Source organism: Streptomyces sp. 11x1 (assembly GCF_032598905.1).
Classification (GTDB): Bacteria; Actinomycetota; Actinomycetes; order Streptomycetales; family Streptomycetaceae; genus Streptomyces.
Map to the genome: position 1 here is coordinate 97,015 of NZ_CP122459.1, position 24,988 is coordinate 122,002.

General features: G+C 68.9%; 26 protein-coding genes. 25 read left to right on the forward strand and 1 reads right to left on the reverse strand.

All coding sequences use genetic code 11. The annotated features are described in order from the left end of the window. The first annotated feature begins 69 nt into the window (after nucleotides 1-69). The 3 genes from P8T65_RS46920 (at nucleotide 70) to P8T65_RS46930 (ending at nucleotide 2,982) form a co-directional block, all read left to right on the forward strand. Nucleotides 70-1,365 (forward strand): phage major capsid protein, encoded by a 1,296-nt coding sequence (locus P8T65_RS46920; RefSeq protein WP_316732083.1) that lies wholly within the window; start codon nucleotides 70-72, stop codon nucleotides 1,363-1,365. 103 nt (nucleotides 1,366-1,468) lie between these two features. Next, nucleotides 1,469-1,738 (forward strand): hypothetical protein, encoded by a 270-nt coding sequence (locus tag P8T65_RS46925; RefSeq protein WP_316732084.1) that lies wholly within the window; start codon nucleotides 1,469-1,471, stop codon nucleotides 1,736-1,738. Beyond that, on the forward strand, nucleotides 1,735-2,982 hold the full coding sequence (locus P8T65_RS46930; protein WP_316732085.1) for a hypothetical protein: 1,248 nt from the start codon (nucleotides 1,735-1,737) through the stop codon (nucleotides 2,980-2,982). Before P8T65_RS46925 ends, P8T65_RS46930 begins: the two co-directional genes overlap by 4 nt. 3 nt (nucleotides 2,983-2,985) lie before the next feature. Here P8T65_RS46930 and P8T65_RS46935 read toward each other — a convergent pair whose 3' ends face one another. Then, the gene (locus P8T65_RS46935) at nucleotides 2,986-3,639 is read right to left on the reverse strand and encodes a hypothetical protein (RefSeq protein WP_316732086.1); all 654 of its coding nucleotides are present in this window, start codon (nucleotides 3,637-3,639) and stop codon (nucleotides 2,986-2,988) included. Between the two features lie 86 nt (nucleotides 3,640-3,725). On the opposite strand from P8T65_RS46935, the gene P8T65_RS46940 reads away from it, so the two are divergent. From P8T65_RS46940 to P8T65_RS47045, 22 genes are all read left to right on the forward strand, one after another. After that, nucleotides 3,726-4,208 carry an IPT/TIG domain-containing protein gene (locus tag P8T65_RS46940; RefSeq protein WP_316732087.1) on the forward strand — a complete coding sequence of 161 codons (483 nt, stop codon included), beginning with the start codon at nucleotides 3,726-3,728 and terminating at the stop codon, nucleotides 4,206-4,208. 76 nt (nucleotides 4,209-4,284) lie between these two features. Further along, the gene (locus P8T65_RS46945; RefSeq protein WP_316732088.1) at nucleotides 4,285-4,797 is read left to right on the forward strand and encodes a hypothetical protein; all 513 of its coding nucleotides are present in this window, start codon (nucleotides 4,285-4,287) and stop codon (nucleotides 4,795-4,797) included. A 9-nt stretch (nucleotides 4,798-4,806) separates the two neighbouring features. Further along, on the forward strand, nucleotides 4,807-5,673 hold the full coding sequence (locus tag P8T65_RS46950; RefSeq protein WP_316732089.1) for a hypothetical protein: 867 nt from the start codon (nucleotides 4,807-4,809) through the stop codon (nucleotides 5,671-5,673). A gap of 19 nt (nucleotides 5,674-5,692) precedes the next feature. Next, nucleotides 5,693-6,022, forward strand: coding sequence for a hypothetical protein (locus P8T65_RS46955; RefSeq protein ID WP_316732090.1), 330 nt, complete (start codon nucleotides 5,693-5,695; stop codon nucleotides 6,020-6,022). Further along, nucleotides 6,022-6,552 (forward strand): hypothetical protein, encoded by a 531-nt coding sequence (locus P8T65_RS46960; protein ID WP_316732091.1) that lies wholly within the window; start codon nucleotides 6,022-6,024, stop codon nucleotides 6,550-6,552. The genes P8T65_RS46955 and P8T65_RS46960 overlap by 1 nt, the downstream gene beginning before the upstream one ends. Nucleotides 6,553-6,593: 41 nt before the next feature. Continuing rightward, nucleotides 6,594-6,842, forward strand: coding sequence for a hypothetical protein (locus P8T65_RS46965; RefSeq protein ID WP_316732092.1), 249 nt, complete (start codon nucleotides 6,594-6,596; stop codon nucleotides 6,840-6,842). Then, complete coding sequence (locus P8T65_RS46970) at nucleotides 6,839-7,279, forward strand: hypothetical protein (RefSeq protein WP_316732093.1); 441 nt, start codon at nucleotides 6,839-6,841, stop codon at nucleotides 7,277-7,279. Before P8T65_RS46965 ends, P8T65_RS46970 begins: the two co-directional genes overlap by 4 nt. Then, the gene (locus tag P8T65_RS46975) at nucleotides 7,276-7,668 is read left to right on the forward strand and encodes a hypothetical protein (protein WP_316732094.1); all 393 of its coding nucleotides are present in this window, start codon (nucleotides 7,276-7,278) and stop codon (nucleotides 7,666-7,668) included. Before P8T65_RS46970 ends, P8T65_RS46975 begins: the two co-directional genes overlap by 4 nt. 80 nt (nucleotides 7,669-7,748) lie before the next feature. After that, complete coding sequence (locus P8T65_RS46980; protein ID WP_316732096.1) at nucleotides 7,749-8,345, forward strand: hypothetical protein; 597 nt, start codon at nucleotides 7,749-7,751, stop codon at nucleotides 8,343-8,345. A gap of 230 nt (nucleotides 8,346-8,575) precedes the next feature. Then, nucleotides 8,576-9,466: an AAA family ATPase gene (locus tag P8T65_RS46985; RefSeq protein ID WP_316732119.1), complete on the forward strand. Its 891-nt coding sequence runs from the start codon at nucleotides 8,576-8,578 to the stop codon at nucleotides 9,464-9,466. Beyond that, on the forward strand, nucleotides 9,463-10,410 hold the full coding sequence (locus P8T65_RS46990) for a hypothetical protein (protein ID WP_316732097.1): 948 nt from the start codon (nucleotides 9,463-9,465) through the stop codon (nucleotides 10,408-10,410). Before P8T65_RS46985 ends, P8T65_RS46990 begins: the two co-directional genes overlap by 4 nt. Nucleotides 10,411-10,600: 190 nt before the next feature. Next, entirely contained in the window at nucleotides 10,601-11,140 is a 540-nt protein-coding gene (locus tag P8T65_RS46995; RefSeq protein ID WP_316732098.1) for a hypothetical protein, read from the forward strand. Nucleotides 11,141-11,142: 2 nt separating this feature from the next. Next, the gene (locus tag P8T65_RS47000) at nucleotides 11,143-11,424 is read left to right on the forward strand and encodes a hypothetical protein (RefSeq protein WP_316732099.1); all 282 of its coding nucleotides are present in this window, start codon (nucleotides 11,143-11,145) and stop codon (nucleotides 11,422-11,424) included. Next, on the forward strand, nucleotides 11,417-15,478 hold the full coding sequence (locus P8T65_RS47005) for a hypothetical protein (protein ID WP_316732100.1): 4,062 nt from the start codon (nucleotides 11,417-11,419) through the stop codon (nucleotides 15,476-15,478). The genes P8T65_RS47000 and P8T65_RS47005 overlap by 8 nt, the downstream gene beginning before the upstream one ends. Next, the gene (locus P8T65_RS47010) at nucleotides 15,465-16,403 is read left to right on the forward strand and encodes a hypothetical protein (protein WP_316732101.1); all 939 of its coding nucleotides are present in this window, start codon (nucleotides 15,465-15,467) and stop codon (nucleotides 16,401-16,403) included. The genes P8T65_RS47005 and P8T65_RS47010 overlap by 14 nt, the downstream gene beginning before the upstream one ends. A gap of 69 nt (nucleotides 16,404-16,472) precedes the next feature. Further along, a complete protein-coding gene (locus P8T65_RS47015; protein WP_316732102.1) occupies nucleotides 16,473-17,450 on the forward strand; it encodes a hypothetical protein in 978 nt (325 codons plus the stop codon). Between the two features lie 3 nt (nucleotides 17,451-17,453). Then, nucleotides 17,454-18,665, forward strand: a complete 1,212-nt coding sequence (locus P8T65_RS47020) for a hypothetical protein (protein ID WP_316732103.1) — start codon at nucleotides 17,454-17,456, stop codon at nucleotides 18,663-18,665. A 44-nt stretch (nucleotides 18,666-18,709) separates the two neighbouring features. Further along, complete coding sequence (locus P8T65_RS47025) at nucleotides 18,710-22,648, forward strand: hypothetical protein (protein ID WP_316732104.1); 3,939 nt, start codon at nucleotides 18,710-18,712, stop codon at nucleotides 22,646-22,648. 10 nt (nucleotides 22,649-22,658) lie between these two features. Further along, on the forward strand, nucleotides 22,659-23,042 hold the full coding sequence (locus tag P8T65_RS47030; RefSeq protein WP_316732105.1) for a hypothetical protein: 384 nt from the start codon (nucleotides 22,659-22,661) through the stop codon (nucleotides 23,040-23,042). A 93-nt stretch (nucleotides 23,043-23,135) separates the two neighbouring features. Beyond that, on the forward strand, nucleotides 23,136-23,636 hold the full coding sequence (locus P8T65_RS47035; RefSeq protein ID WP_316732106.1) for a hypothetical protein: 501 nt from the start codon (nucleotides 23,136-23,138) through the stop codon (nucleotides 23,634-23,636). 70 nt (nucleotides 23,637-23,706) lie between these two features. Continuing rightward, nucleotides 23,707-24,027, forward strand: a complete 321-nt coding sequence (locus P8T65_RS47040; RefSeq protein ID WP_316732107.1) for a hypothetical protein — start codon at nucleotides 23,707-23,709, stop codon at nucleotides 24,025-24,027. A gap of 272 nt (nucleotides 24,028-24,299) precedes the next feature. Continuing rightward, nucleotides 24,300-24,821, forward strand: coding sequence for a hypothetical protein (locus tag P8T65_RS47045; protein ID WP_316732108.1), 522 nt, complete (start codon nucleotides 24,300-24,302; stop codon nucleotides 24,819-24,821). Nucleotides 24,822-24,988 lie beyond the last annotated feature (167 nt).

Consider the following 24,988-nt stretch of genomic DNA (forward strand, 5'->3'; position numbering starts at 1 on the left):
CGTCCCGGTGCTGGCCGGGCGAGCGACGCATGTCCATCGCCACGCCCAGCACCGGGAGAGCACACCACCATGGCTACCGATAAGAGCCTGCTCAGCAGCCTGCAGACGCAGCTGCAGGAGAAGAGCGCGGAGGCCGACCGCATCGCGTCGACCTTCAAGGAAGAGGGCGGCAAGTTCGTCGTCAGCACCGAGCAGAGGAACGCGTACGTCAAGGTCGTCCGCGACGCCCAGGAGATCAAGGGGCTGATCGACGCCGCACAGGGCGCCGACAACCTCAACGAGTACATCAACGCCCCCGAGGGCACCCCCGCGGCTGGCCAGTTCTACGGCAGCGCCCCGCGCGGCACGGAGGCCAAGAGCCTCGGTGAGCTGTTCACCGAGTCCGAGGCCTACAAGCGGGCGGCGGCCAGCGAGTTCAAGGAGCGGCCCTACATCCGCGCCGAGATCGAGGGGAAGTCGATCTTCTCCCTCTCCGCGGGAACCCACACCCACCAGGCCCTCGGCTCCGTGCAGGACCTCGGTATCACCGAGTCGCAGCGCCGTAAGTGGCATATCCGTGACCTTTTCCCCTCCGCGAAGACCAAGTCCGCGGTCCTCCTCGGCATCCGCGAGACCGGCTGGGTCAACAACGCGGCCCAGGTGCCGGAGCGCAGGGCGGCCGACGGTGTCTCCGCGCCGACAGGCCTGGACACCGACGTCTTCGGCAAGGCCCCGCGGTCGAAGCTGAAGCTGGAGCCGGTGGCCTTCCCGATCGCCGAGATCGCCCACCTGCTCGATGGGCATAAGAACATCCTCAGCGACGAGCCGCGCCTGCGGACCTTCATCAACTCGCGCCTCGTGGAGGGCGTGAAATTCGCGGAGGACTACGACCTGCTCCACAGCCAGGGCGGTGACGGCACCTCCATCGTCGGCCTGTTCAACACGCCCGGTGTCCAGCAGTACACGGGCAAGAACACCGACAAGTTCTCCATCCAGATGCGCCGCGCGATGACGCGGTCGCTGCTCGCCGAGTACGAGCCGACCGGTGTCGTCCTCTCGCCGAGCATGTGGGAGGAGGTCGAGGTCGAGACCGACGACAACGGTGCCTTCCGCGTCGCCCTGCAGGTCGCCGTGGGCGCGCAGAAGAAGGTCTGGAGGATCAACGTCGTCGAGACGACGGCGATGCCGGACGAGAAGTACCTGCTCGGCAGCTTCGGCATGGGTGCCCAGCTCTACGACCGCGAGAACGTCTCCGTGACCGTGAGCAGCGAGAACGCCGACAACTTCGAGCGTGGCGTGCTGACCTTCCGGGCCGACGAGCGGGTCGCACTGGAGGTCTCCCGGCCCGAGTCCTTCGTCATCGGCACCTGGACCACGCCGGCGTAACCGACCGGGCCCCACCCGGGCCCGTATTCGGAGACGCATTGCGGGGCCGGACCCACACGGTCCGGCCCCGCACTCCTTTCCCAGCACGAGAGCGAGGACTGCCGTGGCAGACACGAACGGGCTGATGGCGGCCCTCACCCAGCTCACCGACCAGCCATCCGCGCAACGCGGACCGCGCTGCAGCGTCGGCGCGATTTTCGACACGCTCGACGAGAGCACCGCCCAGAAGCTCCGCGACCTGCTCGACACCCGCACGGTCTCCGCCACGCAGATCGCGGATGCCCTGACCGGCAACGGGCACCGCGTGCAGGCGCCGGCCGTCGCGCGGCATCGACGACGAGGCGCCTCCAACGGATGCAGGTGCACCACATGAGCCTTGAGGACCACCTGGACGCGTTGCTCGCGCCCGCCAGCCCCGCCCAGGCCACCCCGCCCGAGATCACCCGCCCTGCGGCCGCCGCGCCGAAGGGATGGGAGCCGGGCGTGCGCTGGGAACCGGACGGCGCCATGCTCGTCACCGCGCCAGCCGCCGAGCCGCCGCCCCAGGACGAGGCTGGATGGCGTGCCCGCGTGGAGGAACTCGGCCTGGCCGTGCCTGACGGCTACCGCGTCCGTCTCGTTGAGGCCCGTCACGACCCGGCCGCCTGGCACCGCGACGCCCAGGGCGAGGACGCTGTCACCCGCCCCGTGTGGCGTTGCCGCTACCTCGTCGAGCCGACCGTCCCCGGCTGGTCCTCTGCAGAAGACCTGAGCGCCTTGGTCCGCGACGTGATGCGGCGCCGCCGCAAGCCGCGCACGCCAGGCGCCGAGAGCGGCCGCGCGCTCGCCGTGGTGTACGCCGACCCGCAGGTCGGCAAGGTGGGCCGGGACGGGGGAACGAAGGAACTCGTCGGCCGGGTCGCCGAGCGGTTCGACCGGCTGCAGGACCACCTTCGAGACCTGGCGCAGATCGGGCGGGCGCCGGACACGGCGTACTGGCTCGATGCCGGCGACTGCATCGAGGGCTTCGAAAACGTTGCCTCGCAAGCCTTCACCAACGACCTGACGCTTACCCAGATGGTCCGGCTGCACCGGCGGTTGACGTTCGAGGGACTGGACCGGCTAGCCAGCACCTTCCCCCGTGTTGTGGCCGCCACCTGCGGGTCGAACCACGCGAGGGTCAGGCGCGGCAAGGACGCCGTGGGCCCACCCCAGGACGACTGGGGCATCGAGGTCATGAGCCAGATCGCCGACGCGTACGCCAAGAACACCGACGCCTACGGGCACGTCTCCTTTGTGATGCCGGAGCCGTGGCGCGACACCGTGTCCCTGGACATGGCCGGGACGATCGTCGGCCTGGCGCATGGCCACCAGTACTCCCGCCCGGACAAGGCTGGGGACTGGTGGAGGGCCCAGACCTTCGGCCGTCAGCCGATCGCAGACGCCCGCATCCTCGTCTCCGGGCACTACCACCATTTCCGCACGCAGCAGCTCGGCGCGGGCCGCCTGTGGGTGCAGGCACCCACGCTCGACAACGGCTCCGACTGGTGGGCGATGCGGTCCGGCGAAGTCTCCCAGCCCGGCCTGCTGGTCTTCTCCGTCACATCCCAGGGCTGGGACGACCTCCGCATCCTCTGATCGTCAGTAGGGGGCGCCTTGGTGGATCTCGTCCGCCAAGGCGTCCAAGCGGTCGAGGATGTACCCAAAGCGTCCCTGGGCCTTTAGCCATGCACCTGCCGCCGTGGGCGCATTCGTGCCATCGAGCTGCTTCTTGTCCGGGGTAGAAGTGATCCCCAGCCGGTAGGCGACGATCGCCTTGCGCATGGTCTGCTTGCTCTGCGGACTCTCGTGCGCGGCGTAGTTCCGCAGGGCGATCAACAACTCAAGGGCGTGGTGGTACTTGGGGTTCTGCACGGCCACGTACAGGTAGTGCTTGGCGGCCTTGCCACCGGTGAACTTCCCGATGTCGCCCAGCAGTCCACCGCGGCCGCTGTAGTCGAAGAACTTGCCGCCTGTGACCAGGTACTGGCAAACCTTCTCCGTCATGTGCTTCGGGAACGTGATGCTGGTGGCGTCACTGAACGGCTTGGAGTCGTTGTTCAGGGCCACTATCAGGCACTCTTCCATCAGGTGCTCGAAGGCCACGTTGGTCTTCATCAGCGCTGCCTCGTAGGCCCAGGTGATGGCCTGATCGCTCAACCCGGCTTGATCCACTTCGGCGAGGTAGTCGCGGATGCGCTGCGTGGTCTCTTTGAACTTGGTTGCGGCGTACTTGCCGCTCTTCTTCCGCCCCATGGTGATCAGAGTAAGGGCGACTCAAGCCCCATCTGTCGCGTAACTCTGCTCGTCGCACTGCACTTTTCGACGAAGGGACACCCACCATGGGCATCTACAACGCGGCTGGCACCCGCATCGCCAAGTCGGCCTTCCCCGCCACGGCTGCCAACGACCCCCTGATGAAGGTTACCGCCGACGTCTACGAGACGCGGCCGCACGACCAGGGCACCCGCCCCAACGACAGCCGGGATGGCGTCCCGGAGGGCTCGATCAAGGTTCTGCGCTACAAGGCGGGCGCGATCCTGCGGCAGTCGCAGATCGACGCCCTGTATCCGGCAGCCGCCATCGCCACCATCAGCCCGGCCACCGGCCCGGCCGCCGGCGGCACCGTCGTCACGATCACCGGCACCAACCTGGACGGAGTCGCCGACGTCAAGTTCGGCGCCACCGCGGGCGCGAACCTCAAGATCCTCTCGTCGGGCAAGCTGCAGGTCACCACCCCCGCCGGTTCAGCCGGAGCCGTCAACGTCGTCGTTGGTGACGACGCTGGCGCTGTCACCAAGAACGGCGGCTACACGTACGCCTGATCTACCCGCAGCGCGACGTTAGAGCGCGGGGCGGTCCAAGGTTCCTCCGCCAACGCCTGACCCACTGGAGGACCCTGTGCCGCCCCGCAACCGCAAGACCACGCCCGCCGAGCAGAGCGACAGCACGGCCGCGGAAGCCACCGCCGAGACCGTGCAGGAGACGGGCGCCGCCGACACCGCGGCGCCCCCCGCGCCGGAGAACAAGGCCGCCCCCGTAGCCGATGTCGAGACGAAGGTCCCGGACGTCGCACCGCTCGAACCGCCGGCCGCACCGCTCGAACCGGCCCCAGACCTGGACACGCTCAGCACCGCCCAGCAACTGCTCCCCGCCAAGCTCGACGGCCGCATCGTCGACGACGCCACGGGCGAGATCCCCACCGACCCGGACGGGGTGTTCCTGACCGTCGGCACGTACGGGGAGCGCGCCCAGTGCACCGTCCGCCTGGTCGAGCACACCGGCATCGGCACCTACAACACCCCCATCACGCGCCTCCTGGTCGCGGCAGGCGTGGAGCTCAAGCGATCCCAGGCCGATCGGATCGTGGCCCGCCTGCGCGAACAGCTCGACCCGGCCGCGGCCGCCGAGTAGGAGGCCCTAGTGACGGCGTACGACTACCGGCCCGTGTGGGCCGGAGCGATCTGCGACCCGGCGACAACCGGCGGCAGCGTCGACCGCATCGACCTGTACGACAGCCCCGAGCGCACCGGGTCCCCAGTAGCGACAGCCGGCCCGGCTGCCCGTCTCCGTGAGGCGGTGTACCGCTTCACGCTCCCGGACTCGCTGGCCAATGGCCGGTACTGGTGCGCCGTCACCTTCACACCGTCCGCAGGCGTCACGGCCACCGACCGCATGGTCAAGGTCGACTTGCCGCGCGGCACGGGCCTCATCGCCTCCGCGGAGGAGATGGCCGACGAACTTGGTGTCACCCTGCCGCTGACCGCTGCGCTGCGTGAGCGGTACTGGACGAAAATCAGGGCCGCGCAGGCAGACGTGTCCAGCTACCTCGGGCGGCCGCTGGTCCCCACGCCCCGCCGCCTGCTCGATGTCACACCGCTGTGGGGGTACGCCCTCAACGACCCGCAGGCCTGGCCGATCCAGCAGTTCGACGACGTCGTGACCGTGATAGGGCATGTCGACAACCTGGACGGGACGTTCACGGTGGATCTCCTCGTCGGCTTGGACGCGGCGACGGAGGAGCCCATCGTGCGGTACGTGGTCGCGCACGCAGCCGAAGCCATCCGCAACGACCCCACCGCACCGGAGTCCGGCACTCGCCGGGTGACGTCGGTGTCCGCCGAGGGACAGTCGATCTCGTACGACTCGGCTCCATTGGCGGGGCAGGTGGGAGCGCCGCCCTTGCTGGACTCGCTCAGCGGCTACCGGCCACGCCTGTATCGGACGATCGCCACGGCGTCCGCGAACCCGTGGCCGTACGGCAGTCGGCGCTACCGGCGCCGCTGGTAGCCGGGAGAGGAGGACAGCTATGGCCGTGGTCCTGGCAGACCGGGAGCTGACCGCGTACGTCCAGGCGCATCCCTGGGCTCGAGATGCGCTCGGCACCCCGGTTCCGCCTCCGCCGGACGCCCGGCCGGTCCCACGCGGCACGTGGCCGGGCGCGGCCGCGAAGCAGATCGACGGCTCGTGGACGCTCCGCGTCGACCCTGCGGCGTGGCCGCTGAAGCCTGGCGACGTGCTCAGCGACGGCACCCTGACGTGGACCGTGGTGACCGCGCTCCTGAAGAGCGTTCCGGGGTACGGCGCGGCGGATTACATCGCCGTCGTCGCCTCGGAGAACCCCCCGGAGGTTCCCTGATGGCGAAGTTCCATCCGACACCCGGACTGGACCGCATGGTCGCGATGATGGTCGCGCCACACGTCCACGAAGTCGCGCGAGAGGTAGAGCGGGCCGCCAAGCGGTTCGCCCCGCCCACGAAGAAGTGGATCACCGTTGCGGATGATCGCGTCCGCCCCACGCACGCGGCCGCGCACGGCCAGGAACGGCCCGACAACCTGCGCTTCGAGATCAACAGCATGGACTGGGACCGCAAGCACCGCGGCGTCGGCCCCCTCACGTACATGAAGCAACCGCGGGACGAGAGCAGCCGAGCCGTCGCGAACATCAAGAACTGTCGGTGCAGCGTGCACACCATCCCGGACGGCATCTCGCGCAACATCCGCACCCTGCCCCCGGTCATCACCGGCAGCACCGTCACTGCGAAGGTCGTCGCCTCCGGAAAGTTCGTCGTCGAGGCGGAAGTTGGAACCGTCTACCCGGGCAACCTGGAAGCCGTCGGCGCCTTCTACATGGCGCGGGCCGCCGCCGCGGTCGCCGCACGGAGGTGAGGACGCGACACTACCGGGCACCGCTCTGCACCCTGCACGCCATGACCACGAACACCAAGAAGACCACCACCACCGCGGCCGCCACGGAACCGGCCGCCACCGAGGACCAGGATGTCACCGTCATCGGCCCGCCCCTGCGCGTCGGCCAGGCCCCGGAGAAGGTCCGCTTCGCTCATCACCTGCGGGTAGGCGGCAAGGAGGTCAAGCCCGGCGACGAGGCCCACGTCTCCCCGGACTACGCCCGGCAGCTCCGCGGCAGCGGCTACATCGCGCGCACCCGTAGCCAGTGACCAGCACCGACATCGCAGACGTCGACCCGGTCGCGGTCGTCCTGGCCTGGCTCTCCGAGCACCCGGGGGTGACGGCCGCGCTCGGTGGGCCCGGCCGGGTGTCCGGTGTACGCGAAGCGCCCTGGCCGCACCTGCGCGTTGCCCCAGGCGCCGGTGGCGACCTGCGCACTCTGGAGTGGGCCACCGAGCCGGAGGTGACCCTGGAGGTGTACGGCGATCCGTCCGGCTGGCCCGGCCCACACGCCCTACGTCGCATCGCCCTCGTGTGCGCTCTGGCGGCGAAAGAGCTCGTCGACCAGCCGGCCGTGCCTGGTCAGCCTGTCGTCAGCGCCATCCGCCCGTCCGGCGTCTTGATCGACTCGCCTCTTGTCGACGGACAGCCGCGGCATATCTTCGGTCTCCTCACCACGATCCACCCGCCACAGGAGTTGCAGTGACGCTGTCGCAGCCCGGCCCCGCCCTCGTCCAGATCGCTCCCGCCTACACGCCGCCGGACGCCGACCCGGACGCGTGGGTGGCTCTCGGCACGGTCGACGACTTGCAGATCGCGCTCGTCGTCGACGAGCCGGACTTCGAGCTGCCCACACTGCCGATGTCGAAGACTGTGAACATCGACCTGAGCCCTCACTGGGACGACGTGGTGGCGCAGCTTCGCGTACTCCGCTTCCCGCCGCACCCCGCGTGCGGCAGTGCCCGGAAGCGGATCGAGGAACGTCTCCGCCGACGCCGGATCACGATCATGCTGCAGGCCGCGCTGCACAGCTACCGCTTCCCCGTTCCGCCGGTGTCGGGCCTATCCCTGGCGTCGTTGGCGAATCCAGCGTGAGGCTCAGCGCGCGACGTTAACTGCCCGCTGTCTCCATCGTGGCCCGGCCCCAATCCCCTGGCCACGAGGAGAGCACCACCATGGCGGCCGAGATCACCAACGCCACACAGATCGTCGTTCCCGCGCGAACCCGGGTATGGCTCGCACCGGTCGGCACCGTCGCGCCGGCCGACGCCACCGTCGAGATGCCGACGGGCTGGTACAGCGTCGGTCTGACCACCGAGGATTCCCTGAAGTTCAACGAAGAGCCCAGCTTCGAGCAGGTCAAGTCCGCGCAAACGGACTTCCCTTCTCGGACCTTCCAGACGTCCGACTCTGCAACCGTGGAGGTCGACCTGCAGCAGTGGTCCGGCCGCAACTTCCAGGCCGTGTATGGCGGTGGCTCCATCACCCCCATCACGCCGTCGGGCGGCACTGAGGCGAGCCCGAAGCACTACCGGTTCGCGCCGCCCAGGATCGGCGGCCGTACGGAGGTCGCCGCGTGCGTCGAGGTCATCGACGGCGGCAAGTCCTACCGGTACGTCATGCCGCGCACCATGCAGATGGAGGGCGTCAGCAAGGACCTGCAGAAGGCGAAGGAGTCGGTGCTCCCGCTGCGCCTCGCGGTGCAGGGGGGCGACGACTCGGACGCCTGGTACCTGCTCACCAACGACCCCGCGTTCGCGTCGGCCGCGTAGCCGGGTCGCGTGTCTCACAGTGAGACACGGCCCCGATCGCGCTCCCAGAAGCCCGTGTCTCACATGTGAGACACGGGCCTTCGTCGTCACTCGACCGTGTGGCGCTCCCCGCGGGCAACGCGCAGCCGGGCATCCAGTCCCTTGGGTCTGCGCATCCTGGCGACCATCCGCCTGGCAGAATGCGAGCGACTTATCCGCCGTGCCTTGAAGGGGCAGCCGTCGTGTCAATCATGCCCATGTCGGCCGAGGCTCTCGGCATCGACTACACACTCTTCAGCCATGTGACGTCCTTCGCGAGCGGCAAGGGCGGCGTCGGCAAGACCACCCTCACCGGCAACAACGCGACCAAGACCGCTGCCAAGGGAATTCCGACCCTGGCCATCGACGCCAACGGGCAGGGCAACCTGCGGCGAGAGTTCGGGATGGACGAGGGCGACAAGGGCACGGCGTTCTACGAGGCGCTGAGGAACGGCACCCCCCTGCAGCCCATCAAGGGTGTGCGCCCCAACCTGGACGTTGTCCTGGGCGGCAAGGAACTCCGCCAGATCAACACGTTGTTCCTGGAAATCGCCCAGAGCGAGGGCCCCTACGCGGCGTTCTGCCGCCTCGCCCAGTGCCTCCAGCCGCTGCTCTCCCAGTACGGCGTCGTCTGGATCGACGCTCCGCCGGAGAATCCGAACGTCCTCATGCTGTGCCTGTGCGCCTCCCGCTGGCTCGTGGCACCGGTGAAGATGGACGTCTGCAGCCTCGAAGACGCCCTGAACGACATCTCCGACGCCTTCAAGGCCGCCAAGCAGGTCAACCAGATGCTTGAGCTGCTCGGCGTCGTCCACTTCGGATCCCCCAACAAGTCCTCCGGCATCCACAAGGAAGTCGTCGACGAGGCCCGCCGCCTCCTGGGCAAGAGCACGCACGTCTTCAACGAGACGATTCACGCGTCCTCCAGGACAGCGAAAATCGCCCGCCAACTGGGCCTGTCCGTGTGGGAGCTGGATGCCCTCAAGCGCGCAGAGGACAAGAAGATCGAGGGCACCATCAGCAACCTCGCCGAGGCCCACGACAAGCTGACGACCGCGCTCCTGCTGCGTATGCGGAGCCGATTGGAGATGATCGCCGCATGACCACCGCGAACACCGACAGCGCCGAGACGGACGCCGGCGAGAAGGGCTCCCTGGAGGACGCGTTCTTGGGAACCGCGGCTGGCAGCGAAGACGACGTTTTCGGCTTTCTCAAGCTCAAGCCGGCGGCCCCGCCCGCCGCGGAAGTGGTGCCCGCAGCGAGGGAGCCGGAGAGGGAAGTCGCTGTCCCCGCCGCTGCAGCCGTGGCCGACGCTGAGGAGCCCGCGGAGGAGGACGAGCCCGCATCCGACGCGCCCAAGGCCGAGCGGCTGGCGTACTTCGAGCGGATCGTCCACCGCGAGAAGGAGCTCTACAAGGACACGGTCGTCGCCGCCGACAACCGGTTCGTGGAGAAGGCAAGCCCCGCGCTGTACGCCATCAGCCGCGAGAAGCTGTACCTGGAGATGGTGTCGGAAACCACCGGCAAGCCCTTCACCAAGTTCAAGGACTACCTCGCGGAGCGCTGGGGCATCTCGCGGGCGCACGGGTACCGCATCGTCAACGAGCACCCGGTCATGAAGGCGCTCGAACCCCTCGGCGCGGAGGCCCCGGACAAGCTGAGCGCCCGGCAGGTGCCCAAGCTGCTTGCCGTGCTGCGCTCCCAAGGCAAGGACGACGAGGCGGCAGGACAGGAAGCTGTCCGAACCGTCTGGACGAACTCCGAGATCAAGACGCCCGCCGGCCTGCAGGAGACGATCGACAAGCTCGGCTGGAACGACGCGGAGGCCCTGGCGCTCGACGACCTGAGCGAGTCGGAGCGCGAGCGGAAGACGCTGGTCGAGAAGTGGGACCTGGTGACAAGCTCGCTCGACCCGGCCAAGGCCCGCGAACTCCTGCAGCGCGACCCCGCTGAGGCCAAGCGTCTCCTGGCGAAGTTCAAGCCGTTCGTCGACGTCCTGGAAGAGGTCAGCCAACTGCCCGCGGGCAAGGGCAAGAAGCGGAGCTGACCCGCACCCCCTGCACACGCTGGGCCCCGTGCCTCTCGCCGAGAGAGACACGGGGCCCTTCCGTCTCCCCGCGTCGTGTCTCACGTGTGAGACACGAGCCCGCACCGCCATTCCGCGAGCGCGCGACGTAAGGCGATCAGGGTTTCTACCTTCCCGGTGCTTTGACCCCCACCGGGAGGACCGGACACCCATGAGCACCGCCGACCAGTACGTCATCGACCTCGCCGCGCCGCGCCGTGAGGCGCAGTTCCCGCACGGCATCCTCGTGAAGTTCTCCGAGGACGCCGAGTTCCTGTTCCCGGCCGAGCTGCCCGCCGACGCACTGGATCCCATCCTCAGCGAGGACCTGGACCTGGTCGGCCTGCTCGGCGACCTCGTACAGGCGCAAGGCCGGTCCGCGGTCGACGAGATCATCGAGCTCCTGTTCCGGCGCCCGCGCCTGCCGAAGCTGTTCCTCAACGTCGTCAAGGAGACCTACAAGGTGCTCCTCGGCGAGCAGCAGTTCGCCGACTTCATCGCGGTCCGCCCCTCGGTCCCCGACTACGTCCGACTCACGATCGGTCTCGTCCGCGTCTACGGGGTGGACCTGGGAAAGCTCTTCGGGTCGGCCGACTCCTCCGAGACCGATGGGGAGACGTCGAAGCCGACCTCAGCCGATACCACCAGCTCGACGCCCGAGGAGTCTGGCTCCGCCCCGGAGACCGCGGCTTCCTCGGAGTCCGCCGACTGATCGTGCTCCTCGACGGCCTGCCCGAGGAGTCACGCACTAAGTCGTCCCCGATCGACGGCTGGACCGTGCACACCGAGCTCCTGGCGCAGCTCGTGGAGGAGATCTCCCTGCTCGCCTCCGATCACCGCCGCGAAGAGCCGCGGACGATCACCCGCCCCTACAACCGCAGCGAAGTCGCGGCAGAGAGCGGGCCCCAGGAGGCGCAGCAGCCCACGAAGCCGATGAGCGGCCACCAGAGGATGCTGGCGGCCGCGGCCAGACGAGGAATGGTGCGCAGTGGCTGAGGGCATGCAGGCCGGCCGCCTTGAAGTGCCCGTCGTCGCCTCCCTCGAAGGGTTCGCCGAGAAGCTGCGGACCAAGGTCGAAGAGGCCGCGGAGGGCCTGGCCGTCAAGGTCAAGGTCAAGGTCGACGACAAGGGCCTGCGGAAGAAGCTCAAGAAGGCCGTCGACGAGGCGGCTGCCGGCGTCAAGGCGACCATCGGCGTCCGCGTCGACCGGGACCGGCTCCGCGAGGAGTTGGAGGCCGTGGCCCGCCTCGCCTCACGCAGCGATGTCCGTGTGCCGCTGCGCACCGACAGCGATGACGGCGGAGGCGCCAACGGTGGCGGCTTCCTCGGTCGTGTCCGGTCGTGGCTCACCCGGGCCCAGGGCGAGGCGGACGCCAACCCCGTCCAGGTCCCCCTGTCGATCCGCATGCTTGGGCGCGGCCGCGGCCGCCGCATCATGCGCATGGCGCTCATCGGCAGCCTGGTCTCGCTCGTCCAGCCAGCCGTCGCCGCGCTCGGCCAGTACGCGGGCGGGCTGACCGCTCTCGTCTCCGCGGCCGCGCCCGCTGTCGGTGTCCTCGGCGCCATCCCGGGACTGATCGCCGCGGCGGGCAGCGCCGCCATCGGAGCCAAGATCGCTTTCAGCGGCTTCGGCAGCGCCCTCAAGGAGTCACTCAAGGCCCAGCAGCAACTCGCCTCCGACGGCAAGGTCACCGAGGAGCAGCAGAAGAAGCTGGACCAGGCGCTCGACAGGCTCTCGAAGTCAGCGCGTAAGACCGTCTCGGCCGTCTCGTCCCTATCCCCGGCCTGGGACAAGGTCAAGATGTCCGTCAGCGAACGCTTCTTCTCGAAGATCGCCGACGACATTGAGCCACTGGCGAAGTCCGTCTTCCCGCTACTGGAAGACGCCCTCGGTGACTCTGCTTCCCAGATGGGTTCCCTCGCCGAGCGAGGCGCCCAGTTCATGAAGTCCAGCGTCTTCCGCTCCGACTTCAAGCAGATCGCCGCGACGAACTCGCACGTCGTCGGCAACATGACCAACGGCCTGGCCAACCTCGGTCACGCCACCACCGACTTCTTGGTGGCGTCCGGCCCTTTCGTCCAGCGAGTCGGTGACGCAGTTGAGAGGGGCACTCAGTGGGCTCGTGCTTCGGTCGCCGCTGGCCGTGAAACGGGCAGCCTGGCCAAGTTCTTGGACCACGCCGGGGACAAGGCCGCCCAACTCGGCCGGTCCACGGGCAGCCTGATCAAGGGGCTCGGCGGAGTCGGCCGGGCCGCGATGGATTCCGGCAACGCCCTGCTCGACGGGTTCGAAGGCGCGATGAAGCGCTTCGACCGGTGGGCGAACTCCAAGCCGGGCCAGAAGGTGATGCAGCAGTTCTTTTCCGACGCTGCTCCCGCCTTCCACGAACTCAACGCGCTCGTCGGGGACTTCGTTCGCGGACTCGGCCGTGCGGCCAAAGACGGCGGCGTCACTGACCTGATCCGCCAAATCCGCACTGAGCTGATGCCTGCCCTCGGGACCTTCTTCCACGCACTCGGCGACACCGTCGGTCCCGCGATCGTCGCCGTCGTCTCGAACCTCGCGACCGCCATCGGCAACCTGTCCGGGGCCGCGAGCGGGCTCGGCCTGCTGCTCGTGGTCTTCAACGGCCTGCTGGTCATCTTCAACGGCCTGATGAGCGTCGTCCCTGGCGCGAACACCGCCCTGGCGTACTTCCTGGCCACCATGCTGGCGCTGAAGGTGATCAGCGGCGTATCGAACATGCTGCGCGGCTTGGGGACCTCAGTCGTCGCCACCGCGACCTCCGTGCGCGGCCTGGGGACCAGCCTGCAGGGGACGGCCACGGCCGCCGGTGGGCATCTCAGCCTGTGGGGCCGGATGTCCGGCGTCTACCAGCGGGTCTCGTCACAAGGCAGCGGCCTGATGGGCACCCTCCGCGGGATCGGCGCCGCCAACACCGTCGCCATGCGTGGCCTCAGCGGCATGACCGCCGCGCTCGGCGGCCCCCTCGGTATCGCCATCACCGGAGTCACCATCGGCCTCGGCCTGCTCGCCTCGAAGCAGGAGCAGAACGCGCGGGCCGCCGAAGCCCACCGGGAGCGGATCCAGTCTCTCGCTCAGGCCCTGTCGGACTCCAACGGCGTGATCGACGCGAACGTCCGCGCGCACACGGTGCAGCTCCTGCAGGACACCAAGCTCGCCGACGGCAAGGGGAAGCTGGTCGACGTCATGCGGGAGGCAGACGTCAGCCTCAAGACGCTCACCGACGCCTACCTGGAACAGGGCGGCTCCGTCGACGGGCTGCAGAAGAAGCTCCTGGCCCTCGCGGAGGCGAACAAGGAGTACGTCGAGCACGGCCGGGACACCTACGTCCTGGACTACAGCGAGCAGGGCCAGAAGTACAAGGACGCCGCGGACGCACTCGGTTCCGTCAACGGCGAACTGAAGAAGAGCCAGCGCGACACCAAGGAAGCCGCCGCCGCAATGGACTCGGCCGGCTCCACAGGCACCAGCGCGTACAGCCGCCTGTCGGCGGCCGTACAGGGATTCGGCGACAAGACGCAGTCGGCGGACAGCCGGGTCGACGCGCTGAAGCGGGCTCTGGACGCCCTGAACGGCAACAGCACGTCGTTCCACGACGCCACGGCCCAGCTCAACTCGGTGATGCTGCAGATCGACCAGACGATGCAGGGCACCATCGAGCGGTCCGAGGGCTGGGGCAAGTCCCTCATCGACAACGACGGCCTCGTCAATACGGCGACCCGTAACGGCCAGACCCTAAACAGTCAGCTCAGCGAACTCCGCGACTCGATGCTCAGCATGGCCACCAAGGCGAAGGAATCGGCCGAGCAGGGTGTGATGCCCCTGTCAGAGGCGATGGACAAGAGCCAGTCGGCGATGGAGCGGGCCCGCGCCAAGGCCATCCAGCTCGCCACAGACATGGGCATCCCGAAGGACCAGGCGAAGGCACTCGCCGATCAGATGGGCCTGGTGCCGGACACGGTCACCACGCTGATGACGACGACAGGTGTCCCGCAGGCCACAGCCGAGATCCTGGCACTGCGGGGGCAGTTGGAGAGCATCAAGCCGGGCAAGTCCATCCAGATCGACGCACCGACGCTTGAGGCCCGCACTCAGCTCGAAGCGCTGGGCTTCACCTTCCAGCGCATCCCCGGCAGCAAGAAGGTCTCCGTCACCGCGCCGACCGGCGGCGCCCGGGTCAACATCGCCGCCCTGGCGGCCGACATCGCTGCAGCGCCGGACAGGAAGAAGGTGACCGTCCAGGCCATCATCCAGAAGGCCGTCGGTGACCTGAAGGGCGTGCAGGACAAGGTCGCAGGGCTGAAGGACAAGAAGTCGATCACGGTCAACGCGCCCACGGCAACCGCCCAGAAAGCCCTGAAGGACCTCGGGTTCAAGATCGAGAACGTCGACAAGGGCGGCAAGAAGGTCAGCATCACCGCGCCGACCGGCACCCCGCTGTCGCAGGTTCAGCGCATTCAGGGTGCGATCAACGGCATGACCGGCAAGACCATCCACGTCACCGTGCAGTACAGCGAGTCCGGGAAGCCGGCGGTCGTCCGCACGCACGCGGACGGCGCCATCGTCCAGTACGCCAACGGCGGCATCCGTGCCGCGGCCCGCAGGATCCGCGCCTTCGCGGCCGGAGCCGAGCGGCACATTGCCCAGATCGGAAGACCGGGCGAAATACGCGTATGGAATGAACCGGAGACTCAGGGCGAGGCCTACATCCCCCTAGCCCCCGGGAAGCGCAAGCGCTCCGAGGCCATCCTGCAGCGCGTCGCGGAGATGTTCGGCGGCCAAGTCGTCTACTTCGCCCAAGGCGCCCTGCGCCAGTACTCATCCGGTGGGATGCGCGTGCACGCCACGACCCCGTCCGCCGGCCGGCCCCGGACCGCCACCGCGCCGGCCACCTCGGCGTCGCTCGTCGGTGGCGACCTGAACTTGACCATGACCAGCGCACCGATGAGTCCGAGCGCAGCTCTGGGCGACGCCATGTTCGAGCTGCGCCGGATACGACTGGGAGGTGCGTATGCCTCTGGCTGAGGGCGAGTGGAAGCTGTCGTACAGCGCGAACGGGGTCTACCCCGGCGCCAACTTCACCTTCGGGACCTGGCGCACGGGCTACTACCTGCTCGAACCGTTCGAGATCAAGAACGCCGACGTGACGAACAGCGATAGCGCGCTTCCCCGGGAAGACGGAGTCCGCTTCGGTCAGGACTTCACCAGCGGCGCCACCATCACGTTCGAGGTCGGTGTCGACACCGTCGACGACGGCACCACCGCGATGGCCCGGCACGGGGCCAACCTCGGCGCCGTGTCGGTCATGCAGCAGGCATGGGACGGCCGGGCAATCCGCGGGCACATGGCCACCCCCGCCGTGCTGTCGACGACGCAGGGAGGCCGGGCGAGGCGCTGGTTCGGGCGGCCCCGCCAGTGCGCGCCGGCCGCCTCCAAGCTGACCAGACAGGGATACACCCCCGTCGTCGCGAACTTCGCCACGTTGCACACCGGCAGCTTCGACGACGTCGAGCAGAGTGTGCGCGTGGACATGGCTCCACCGCCCCACCGCGGCATCAAGGGCCCGCTCAAGGCGCCACTGGCCATGGTCGGCGAGGGGGCGGTACGAACGCCCGGCGAGATCGTGGTGGGCGGCAACCGCCCTACGTGGCCGGTCATCAGCATCACGGGCCCCATCTCACAGCCGGTGTGCGAACTGGTGGGCCGCTGGAAGTTGCAGCTGGACCTCACTCTCAAGGTCGGGGAGAAGGTCGTCATCGACCCCCGGCCGTGGGTTCGTACAGTCCTCCGGGGCAGCGCGAGCGTGGCAGGGCAGATCACTCGGTCCTCGCCCCTGCTTGAGAACCTGCTCATCCCACCTGGCCGGCGGGACTTCGTACTGCGCGGCACCGACGCGACCGCCACGGCGTCCATGACCGTGGCGTGGCGCGACGCCTACGCCTACCTGTAGGGCGCGACGTAAGCACGCCGCGCCCGTGATCCTCCGCTGCCGCCAGGAGATCAACAGCAGGAGGAACAGATGGCATCGTGGGACAGCGTGCCGTGGTTTACCGAGGGGCAGGCGGAACACTCCACGGAGGTGGCGCGGCTGCTGGCCTATGCCGCTTTCGGCGGGGCGCAGGGCATCGTCGGCTCCGGGGACCTGGCCGTCAAGGCGCTGTCGTCGCCAGCGGCCCAGGTGCAGGTCCGCTCCGGGGCGTGCGCGATCCTCAACAGGGCCGCCGGGGCGACCTATCAGGCTTATGCGGGGCGCCTCCCGACGTCGGAGACGGTGAACGTCGCAGCCACCGGCGCTTCGGCTCGTTCGGATCTGGTCATCGCCCGGGTGGAGAATCCCTACTCGTATGGGGAGACCTGGCCCCTCCCGTCGGATCCCACGGTCGGCCCGTACATCTTCACGCGGGTCATCTCCAACGTGCCGAAGACGACGACGAGCGTTCGGCAGGTCCGCCCTACCGACTCGGCTATCACCCTGGCCCGCATCGACATCCCCGCGAACACGTCCGCGATCACGCAGGCGATGATCAAGGACTTGCGGACCATGGTCGGTCCCCGTCGGGAACGCGTGCTCTACACGGCGTTCCCCGGCTCTCTGTCGACGCTGGCCTACTCCGACAACAAGTGGCACAACTGGCCCGGTGCCGCCTCGTGGGACATCGACGTCCCGACCTGGGCGACCCGCGCCAAGCTGGTCATGACCTTCGCCGGCTTCCGCATGACGAAGAGCGACGTCTTCGCGCGGATGCAGACCAAGTTCGGCTCCCTGCTCGGCCAGGACACCTACATCGACGACGACTCCGGCAACAACACGCGCCGCTCCACCATCGTCCTCGCCGACAACTTCGCCGTCCCGAGCTCGATGCGCGGCACCACACGGACGCTGACTGTGCAGACGTACATGTACAAGAGCGAGACCGGCGACGTGTCGGTCGACGCCGGCACGTCGATCATCGCTGACGTGGAGTTCGTCGAGAGCCCGGACGAAGAGGAGGTGTGACCGGTGCCGGCCGGGTGGCGCTTCATCGCTCAGGATGCTCTCACCGAGGACGTGCTCGACTGGCAGGTGCCGTTCGCCCTGACGTCGAACCCCAAGCGCGACCTGTCCGGTCCTGGGGCGATGGCGGGGAAGATCGAACCGGAGTACGCCCGAATGATCGCCGCGGACGGGGAACCCATCCTGCGGGAGTGGGGCACCAAGCTCTATCTGGAGGTTGACGGCGCGATCCGGTGGGGTGGTCTGGTCACCAAGACCTCGTTCGACGGGGAGCAGGCCACGATCAACTGCGAGGGGTTCAGCAGCTACCCGCACGGCATCCCGTTCGAGTCCTACATCATCTCGGGCAAGAAGATCACTCCCAAAGACCCGTACGCGGGCAAGGACAAGAACCACGACGGCTACATCGACGGCTCCAACCCGAAGAAGAAGGTGCCTGCGGCACCCAAGCCCTACGGCGGGCCCCGGATCGACGTGTTCGACGCCTTCCGCACGATCTGGTCCCACGTCCAGACACGGCCGTACGGGAACGTCGGCCTGGTGCTGGACACGCACGACAAGGGGGAGCTGCTGGGCGCCAAGGACGGCAGCGACCCCTGGGAACTGGCCTGGTGGGACAACCCCGACTGTGGGCAGACCCTGGACAGCCTCGTCAACCAGTTCCAGTTCGACTGGATGGAGACGCACGCCTGGAAGGACTCGACGAGCAACACCATCACCCACCGGCTGAGGCTCGGCACTCCCCGACTCGGTCGCAAGCGGCCCGATCTCCGCTTCGCGCAGGGCGAGAACATCGTGGCCATAGCCAAGCCCGAGGGTATGGGCGACGACTACGCCAACGAGGTCGTCGTCCTGGGCAAGGGCGAGGGCCAGAAGATGAAGCGCGCCCAGGTCCACAACTACTCTCGGGCGGCCGGCCGACTGCGCCGGGTGGCCACCGTCACGGACAAGACGCTCTCCTCGGCTGACGCTCTCCGAAAGCGCGGGCAGGCGGAGCTCAACGGCCGCACAGCCGCCCTGCAGATCCCCGCCATCCAGATCATCGACCACCCCAACGCGAAGTTCGGCTCCTGGTCCCTCGGCGACGACATTCGAGTGCAGGTGCACGTACCGTGGGTCGGCGACATCGACGTGTGGCACCGCATCATCTCCGACGAGATCAGCGCGGACGGCTTCATCACCCTCACGCTGAAGCGCTCCGACAGCTTCCACTACTGATCAGGGCGCGACACTAACCACCCGGACGTCGACCATCCCGCGGCATGGTCAACTTCCTGGACACCGAGTCGGACGCCAAGCGCTTCGCTGCGCTGCTGGCCGACTACGACCGGCGGCTCCAGGCCCTTGAGCGCACCTCCAAGGCCGCGTACACCTCCATCGAGGGCGGGACCCTCGACATCTACACGGATGACGGGCAACTCGCCGGGTCGGTCGGCGTGCAGCCTGACGGCGGGATCGCCCTCGTCCCCGAGCCCGCGGCCGCCGCCCCACCGCCGACGCCCGGCGCCCCGACCGTGGCGTCGGCCCTGTCCGGCCTGACCGTCACCTGGGATGGCTGGTGGGACGACTCCAACGCTCCCCCGACGGACTTCGCGGCCATGCAGGTGCATGTCGGCGCGGCCTCCGACTTCACCCCCGACGTCACTACGCTCGCCGCGGCGATCATCGACGTCACCGGCGGCAGCGTCTCCCTTGCGCTGGAGGGATACGAAGAACGCTGGATACGCCTCGTCGCCCTGACCACCGCGGGCCTTGTCAGCGCCCCGTCGGCAGCCGTAGCGGGCAAGGCGCGGCAAGCCGTCGAGCAGGACCTGGTCGACGGGGTGGTCACCGAGGTCAAGCTCGCCGAGAACGCCGTCACCGAGGCGAAGATCGCGCTGGGCTCGGTCGGCACCGCAGCGCTCGCCGACGGCGCGGTCCTCGAGGAGAAGCTCGCCAAAGCCGCGGTCACCCTTGGAAAGATCGCCGACGGCGCTGTCACGATCAACGCCCTTGGCGGCGCGCTCTCCGACTCGGCAGCACAGCGCTACGTCGACACGATGAACGACCCGTCCGCCTGGACCGTGACGGAGAAGGGCACCAGCGCCACCTGGGAATTCCTCACCGGCGTCACGGACGCCCCGACCAGCCAGCGAGTAGGCCAGGCCACGGGCTACAACCGGCTGCAGGGCGCCACGGTCATCCCGTACGAACCGGGGGTGCTGTACCGGGTGAGCGCCCGGGTGCGCCTCAAGGCCGGGACCAGCGAGACGTTCTTTGTCGGCGTCGCCGGTATCGGCTCGGACGGCACGACGCTGATCAACCGCAACGGCATCGCAGGAAGCGGGAATTCCCACTACTACGTGGCCGCGTCAGGCAGAGCCATCACCCAGGCCGATGGCTGGGTACAGGTCGTCGGCTTCATCATGGGCCGGGCTGCGGCCGGCGCCAACGGCTCCGCAGGCCCGAACAACGACCCGCGCACGCCCGGTCTCGCCCACGCCGACGTCCGGTACATCTCGCCGTACGTCTGGCTCAACTACACCGGCATCGGCACGGCGTCGACCAACATCATGCAAGTCGACTCCGTGACGCTGGAGGCCCTGAAAACCGGCGTCGTCGACTCCATCAACATCGTCGCCGGAGCAGTCACTGCGGCCGCCATCGCGACCGACGCCGTCACCGCCGGGAAGGTCGCCGCCGACGCCATCTCCGCGCGGGAACTCAAGGCCGGGTCTGTTACCGCCTCCGAACTGGCGGCCGGGTCCGTCACCGCGCAGGCCGTCGCCGCAGGCTCCATCACCGCGGACAAGCTAACGATCGTCGGCAGCCCCAACGTGCTCGCCGACCCCTCGTTCGAGGGAGCCGGCGGCGCGGCCATCGCCGCGAAGCAGACGTTCCTCTCCCAGGACCTGACGTTCGGCAACGGGTCCCCGGCCTCCTTGAAGATCGAGGCCGTCTCCGCGACCGCCGCGTACCGATCGGCCGAACTGACCCTCCTTCCGGTCACGCCCGGGGACCAGCTCTACATCGCCACCGACTACTACCCGTCTTCGGACTGGGCCGGCGCCGAGATCAACATGCAAGTTCGCTGGGAGAAGGCGGACGGCACGATCCTCAGCTACGGCAAGCTGAGCACCACTGCCCCCGCCAAGGACGCTTGGGCCCGGTTCGCCGGCACCCTCACGGCTCCTGCCGACTCCGTACAGGGCCGCGTGCGGGTCGAGTCCAGCGCCGCCACGGCAGGTTCCGTGTGGTTCGACAACGCCGCCGTGCGCCCTGTTGTCCCCGGCGTGCAGATCGCGGACGGCGCGATCACCGCGCCGAAGATCCTCGCCGGGGCTATCACGACGGCGAAGCTCGACGCCCTGGCCGTGACTGCGGAGAAAATCGCCGCACTCGCAATCACGACGGACAAGCTCGCGGCCTTGGCGGTGACCGCGGACAAGCTCGCCGCGAACTCCGTGACGGCGACGAAGATCCTGGCCGGGTCCATCGACGCCACCCACGTCAAGGCGGGCTCGATCAGCGCGGACCGTCTGTCGCTGGGCACGGACGGAAACGTCATCGCCGACCCCAGCTTCGAGGGCGCCGTAACCGAGCAGCGGGTCGCCTCGAATCAGTGGTGGTCGATCGTCACCCCAGGAAACGGCACACCCCGGGCCCTGCAGGTGAATGCGTCCAACGCCGCGGTCGTCACCCGCTCCATGACCCTGGCCACGCTTCCCGCCGTCCCCGGTCAGAAGCTGTGGCTGAGCATCGACTACAACGCCTCCACCGACTGGAACGGCGTCCGCATCAGCGTCTTCGGGCAGTGGCTCGATGCGGCCGGGAACTCCCTCGGCTACAGCACGATGTCCACTGGCGACGGCCTCGCGGTCAAGGGCGCATGGACGTCCCTGAACGGGGTGCCGGAAACGGCCGCGCCCACCGGGGCCGTACAACTGCGGGTCGGCTGCTCCACCGTCGACTCCAGCGCGGGCACCCTCCAGTTCGACAACGCCTCATGCCGGATCGTCATGGCCTCCGGCGTCGCGGGCGCCCGCGCGGAGATCAGCCCTCGCGGTCTGCAGTTGTTCGACGACGCGGGCGACGAAGCCGTCTCCCTGGTCACCGGCCGCCCCAACTACCTGACCCTGGCCACCGGCGGCGTACCGGTCGCCACGATCGACCAGGACGGCGCGGCAGGCTTCCAGCGCATGGCCGTCGCCGAGAGCCTGTCCATCGGCGGATCCGACTTCCTGGACTACCTGGCGACCCTGCCGCGCGGCATCCAGGCGATCGACTACCAGGTCAGCAGCCGCTCCGCATCGGGCACTGAGATGGGGTTCGTGGAGCTCGCCGCGACGATCGACCCCACCCGCATGTACCGGTTCGTCTTCTGCGCCCGCGCGAACCCGTCCGCGGCCGGCGGTGAGCTGCAGATCCGGCTCCGTGACGGCGGCACCAGCGGGGCCGCGCCCACCATCACGTCCCCACAGAAGTACGTGTCGGTCACCCACATGCCGCTGGGCAACAGCTTCACCGCGCGCCTGGAGCACACCTGTGCAGGCTCCTCCCTGGGGGCCGGAACCCACCGCTTCCTGATCACGTTCACCAACGCCCTGGGCCCGTCCGGGCAGACGTGCACGATGTCCGGCGGCAGCAACAATCCGGGCTACTTCTACGTCGAGGACGCCGGGCCCGCCGTACCGGAGACCGGCGGCTACAACGACGGCGGCGGCACGACAGCCCCGCCGGTGCAGCAGTACACCAAGACGTACACGGCGGCCTGGTCCGGTTCCTACGCCAACCGCGGCTCCTACAACTCCTACTTCGGCAGCTCCTGCTACCAGGGCTACTACTCGTCGACCAACGGCACCCAGGCCGCCCTCATCGGTTTCCCGTCGGCGCTCGCCACTGACCTGTCCGGGGCGACGATCCAGAAGGCCGAGGTGTACCTGTACTTCGATCACTGGTACAGCAACGCCGGCGGCAAGGCGGTCATCAAGGCCCACAAGCACGCCTCCCGCCCATCGACCTTCTCGTGCGACGCCGAGTCCAAGACCATCTCGTGGGCCCGCAACGAGGGCAAATGGGTCGACATCACCAACGTTTTCGACTCGACGTCCTGGCGCGGCATCGCCTTGGACCCGAACTCGACGTCGTCGACGTACTACGGCCGGGCCCGAGGCTCGGGCCAGACCAACCCCCCGAAGCTCAAAATCACCTACACCAAGTGAGGACCGACCGATGCCCGCCCTCCCGCTGCCGCTGACCACTCTGTGCGCCCTGGCCTGCGAGCCCTCGTTACTGCCACGGGTCCGGATGGCCATCGCGGTCGTCGCCCAGGAGGTTTTTGCCGAGCCGCCGGCCACGCCTGGCTACCCGCTGAGGTGGAACCTCGCCAAGACGGTGCTTAGCCCCACCGAGGCGCAGGCCGCGGCCATGACGGTGGGCCTGGTGGTCTCGCCCAGCCTGCTCGCCGCCGCGGCGGCTGCGGGGACCACCGACCCGGCCGCCATGGCAGCAGCGATCACAGACGAGCAGCTCCTCGCCGCGGTCCGCCAGGGCTGGAACCCGGTCGCCGGCGTCAGCTTGGCCGACACCGCAGAGATGATGCAAGCGACGACGTAAGCCCTCTCGGTGGTGCAGCTTTCTGACGCGGGGAGCCGCGGGCCTACGGGCCCCGGCTCCCGCGCACCAATTTCCGTGTTCGAGGAGGGCGCCATGGACTGGCTTTCTTCCCTGGCGCCGGTCCTTGCCCCCATCTGCGCCATGGGTGGCGTCGTTACCGGAGCCTGGTTCAGCTACCGGCAGGTGAAGCGGCGCGGTGACGCCGACGAGCGGGTGGCCACCCTGCAGACGACGTCATCAGCGCAGGCCGCTGAGGGGCAGACGTACGTGGAGGCGATGAAGACGGTAACGGCCGGCTTCTCCTCCCTGCTCGACCAGCAGCGCGGGATGCTCGACCAGCAGAAGGTGCTCCTGGACCAGGAGCGCGCGATGCACGCCCAGACCGTCGAGCGCGTCGGCCTCCTAGAGGCCGGGCAGCTCGAACTGCAGCGGGAAGTGCGGCTCATGCAGGAGGAGCAGCGCCGGGATCGCCGCTGGAAGGCGGCCGCGCTCGAGTACATCCATTCCCTGTTGGACACGCTCCGCTCGCTGGGCCGTCCCGCTCCCGAGGCGCCGCCCGAGATCGCCGACGACATCACTCTTCCCCGCCAGTGAGCGCGCGACGGTAGGGCGCACGGCCCGGCAAGGTCCGTGCGTCCCACTCCCCGCACGCAAGGACTTGCCCATGAGCACCCTGCAGACCATCGCCACCGGATCCGGCGTCGGCGCCGTCCTCCCCTTGCTGACCGCAGTCGTCCAGCAGCCGTTCTGGAGCGCCCGGGTCAAGCGTATCGTCGCTGTCGTCGTCGCCGGGATCGCCGGCGTCGTGACCGTCGCGTCCACCGGCGGCCTCGACCAGTTCACCCACGGCGTCCCAACCCTCGCCACCATCGGCGCCGTCCTGGCCGCCTCTCAGGCCGCGCACGACCTGGTGTGGAAGCCCAGCGCGGTGACCGATGCGATCGAGTCGAAGACCGCCGTTTCACGGGCGGAAAACAGCTCGTGAGCGGGGAGAGCCGGCCGCGGCCGGTATGATCCGCGCAAGGTGGCCGTCTGGCCGCCGGACTCACCGTAGACGGGCAGCAGCCACGAGGGTTGATTGGCTCCTTGTCAGTGTGGCTCGATGACTGGCTACTGGCTGCGCGAACCGCGCGCACAGCGCTCGGGGCCGGGGAGGGCCCGCAGGCCCGATGATCCAGGCACGTGGTGGGTTCGGTCGCCAGGCGGCCACCTCTGCGCCCCTGGGGGCCACAGCCGCACGTTACGGAGGACGCATACATGCCGGCATCGGATCACGGGCCGAGCCGCGACGAGGTCGACGACGAGATCGAGTTCCTGACGCAGCTCAGCGACGAGGAGTTCGCGGCCGAGTTCGCCGCGCTCGTCCAGGAGGTGCCCGCCGATGAGCGCCAGGTGCCCCGGACAGTGACCGGTCTCGCGTTCCGCTCCGACGAGCTGTCCCGGCGCACGATGAAGGCGGCGAAGTCGCTGCACCGGGCGGCCGAGCAGTACCTGGTGCCCGTGGAGGGCGAGTCGCGGCGGGCCCACGAGAAGAGGCTCACGGACTTCCGTGCGGCCATGGAGCGTGAGCAGGCGCTGTTGCAGTTCGTGATGGACGCCTACCCCGCACGGCGGGGCCGCTTCCCCACCCGCCGGAACCCGCGTCGCCGTGCGGCCGAAGAGCTCGCGCGCCGACACCCGGAGGAGTTCCTGAAGCTGCTCCGCACGGAGGAAGAGCAGGACCGAGCTGCGCGGAAGAAGCCACGCGCGAAGGACGGTTCACCGCCCGGCGGGCAGTAACCGGCTGTAGCCGCACGCACGGCTTGTCGATCAAGGGCGCGTCCGCCGGGGCGTGCCCTTTGTGCTGTGCGCACGCGTGTCCGCGCTGCCGGGCGTGCGAGCGGGGCTGGCTCGCACGGTGGTGAGCGTGCGTCGGACCCGGCAGGGCGTGCGAGCGGGGCTGGCTC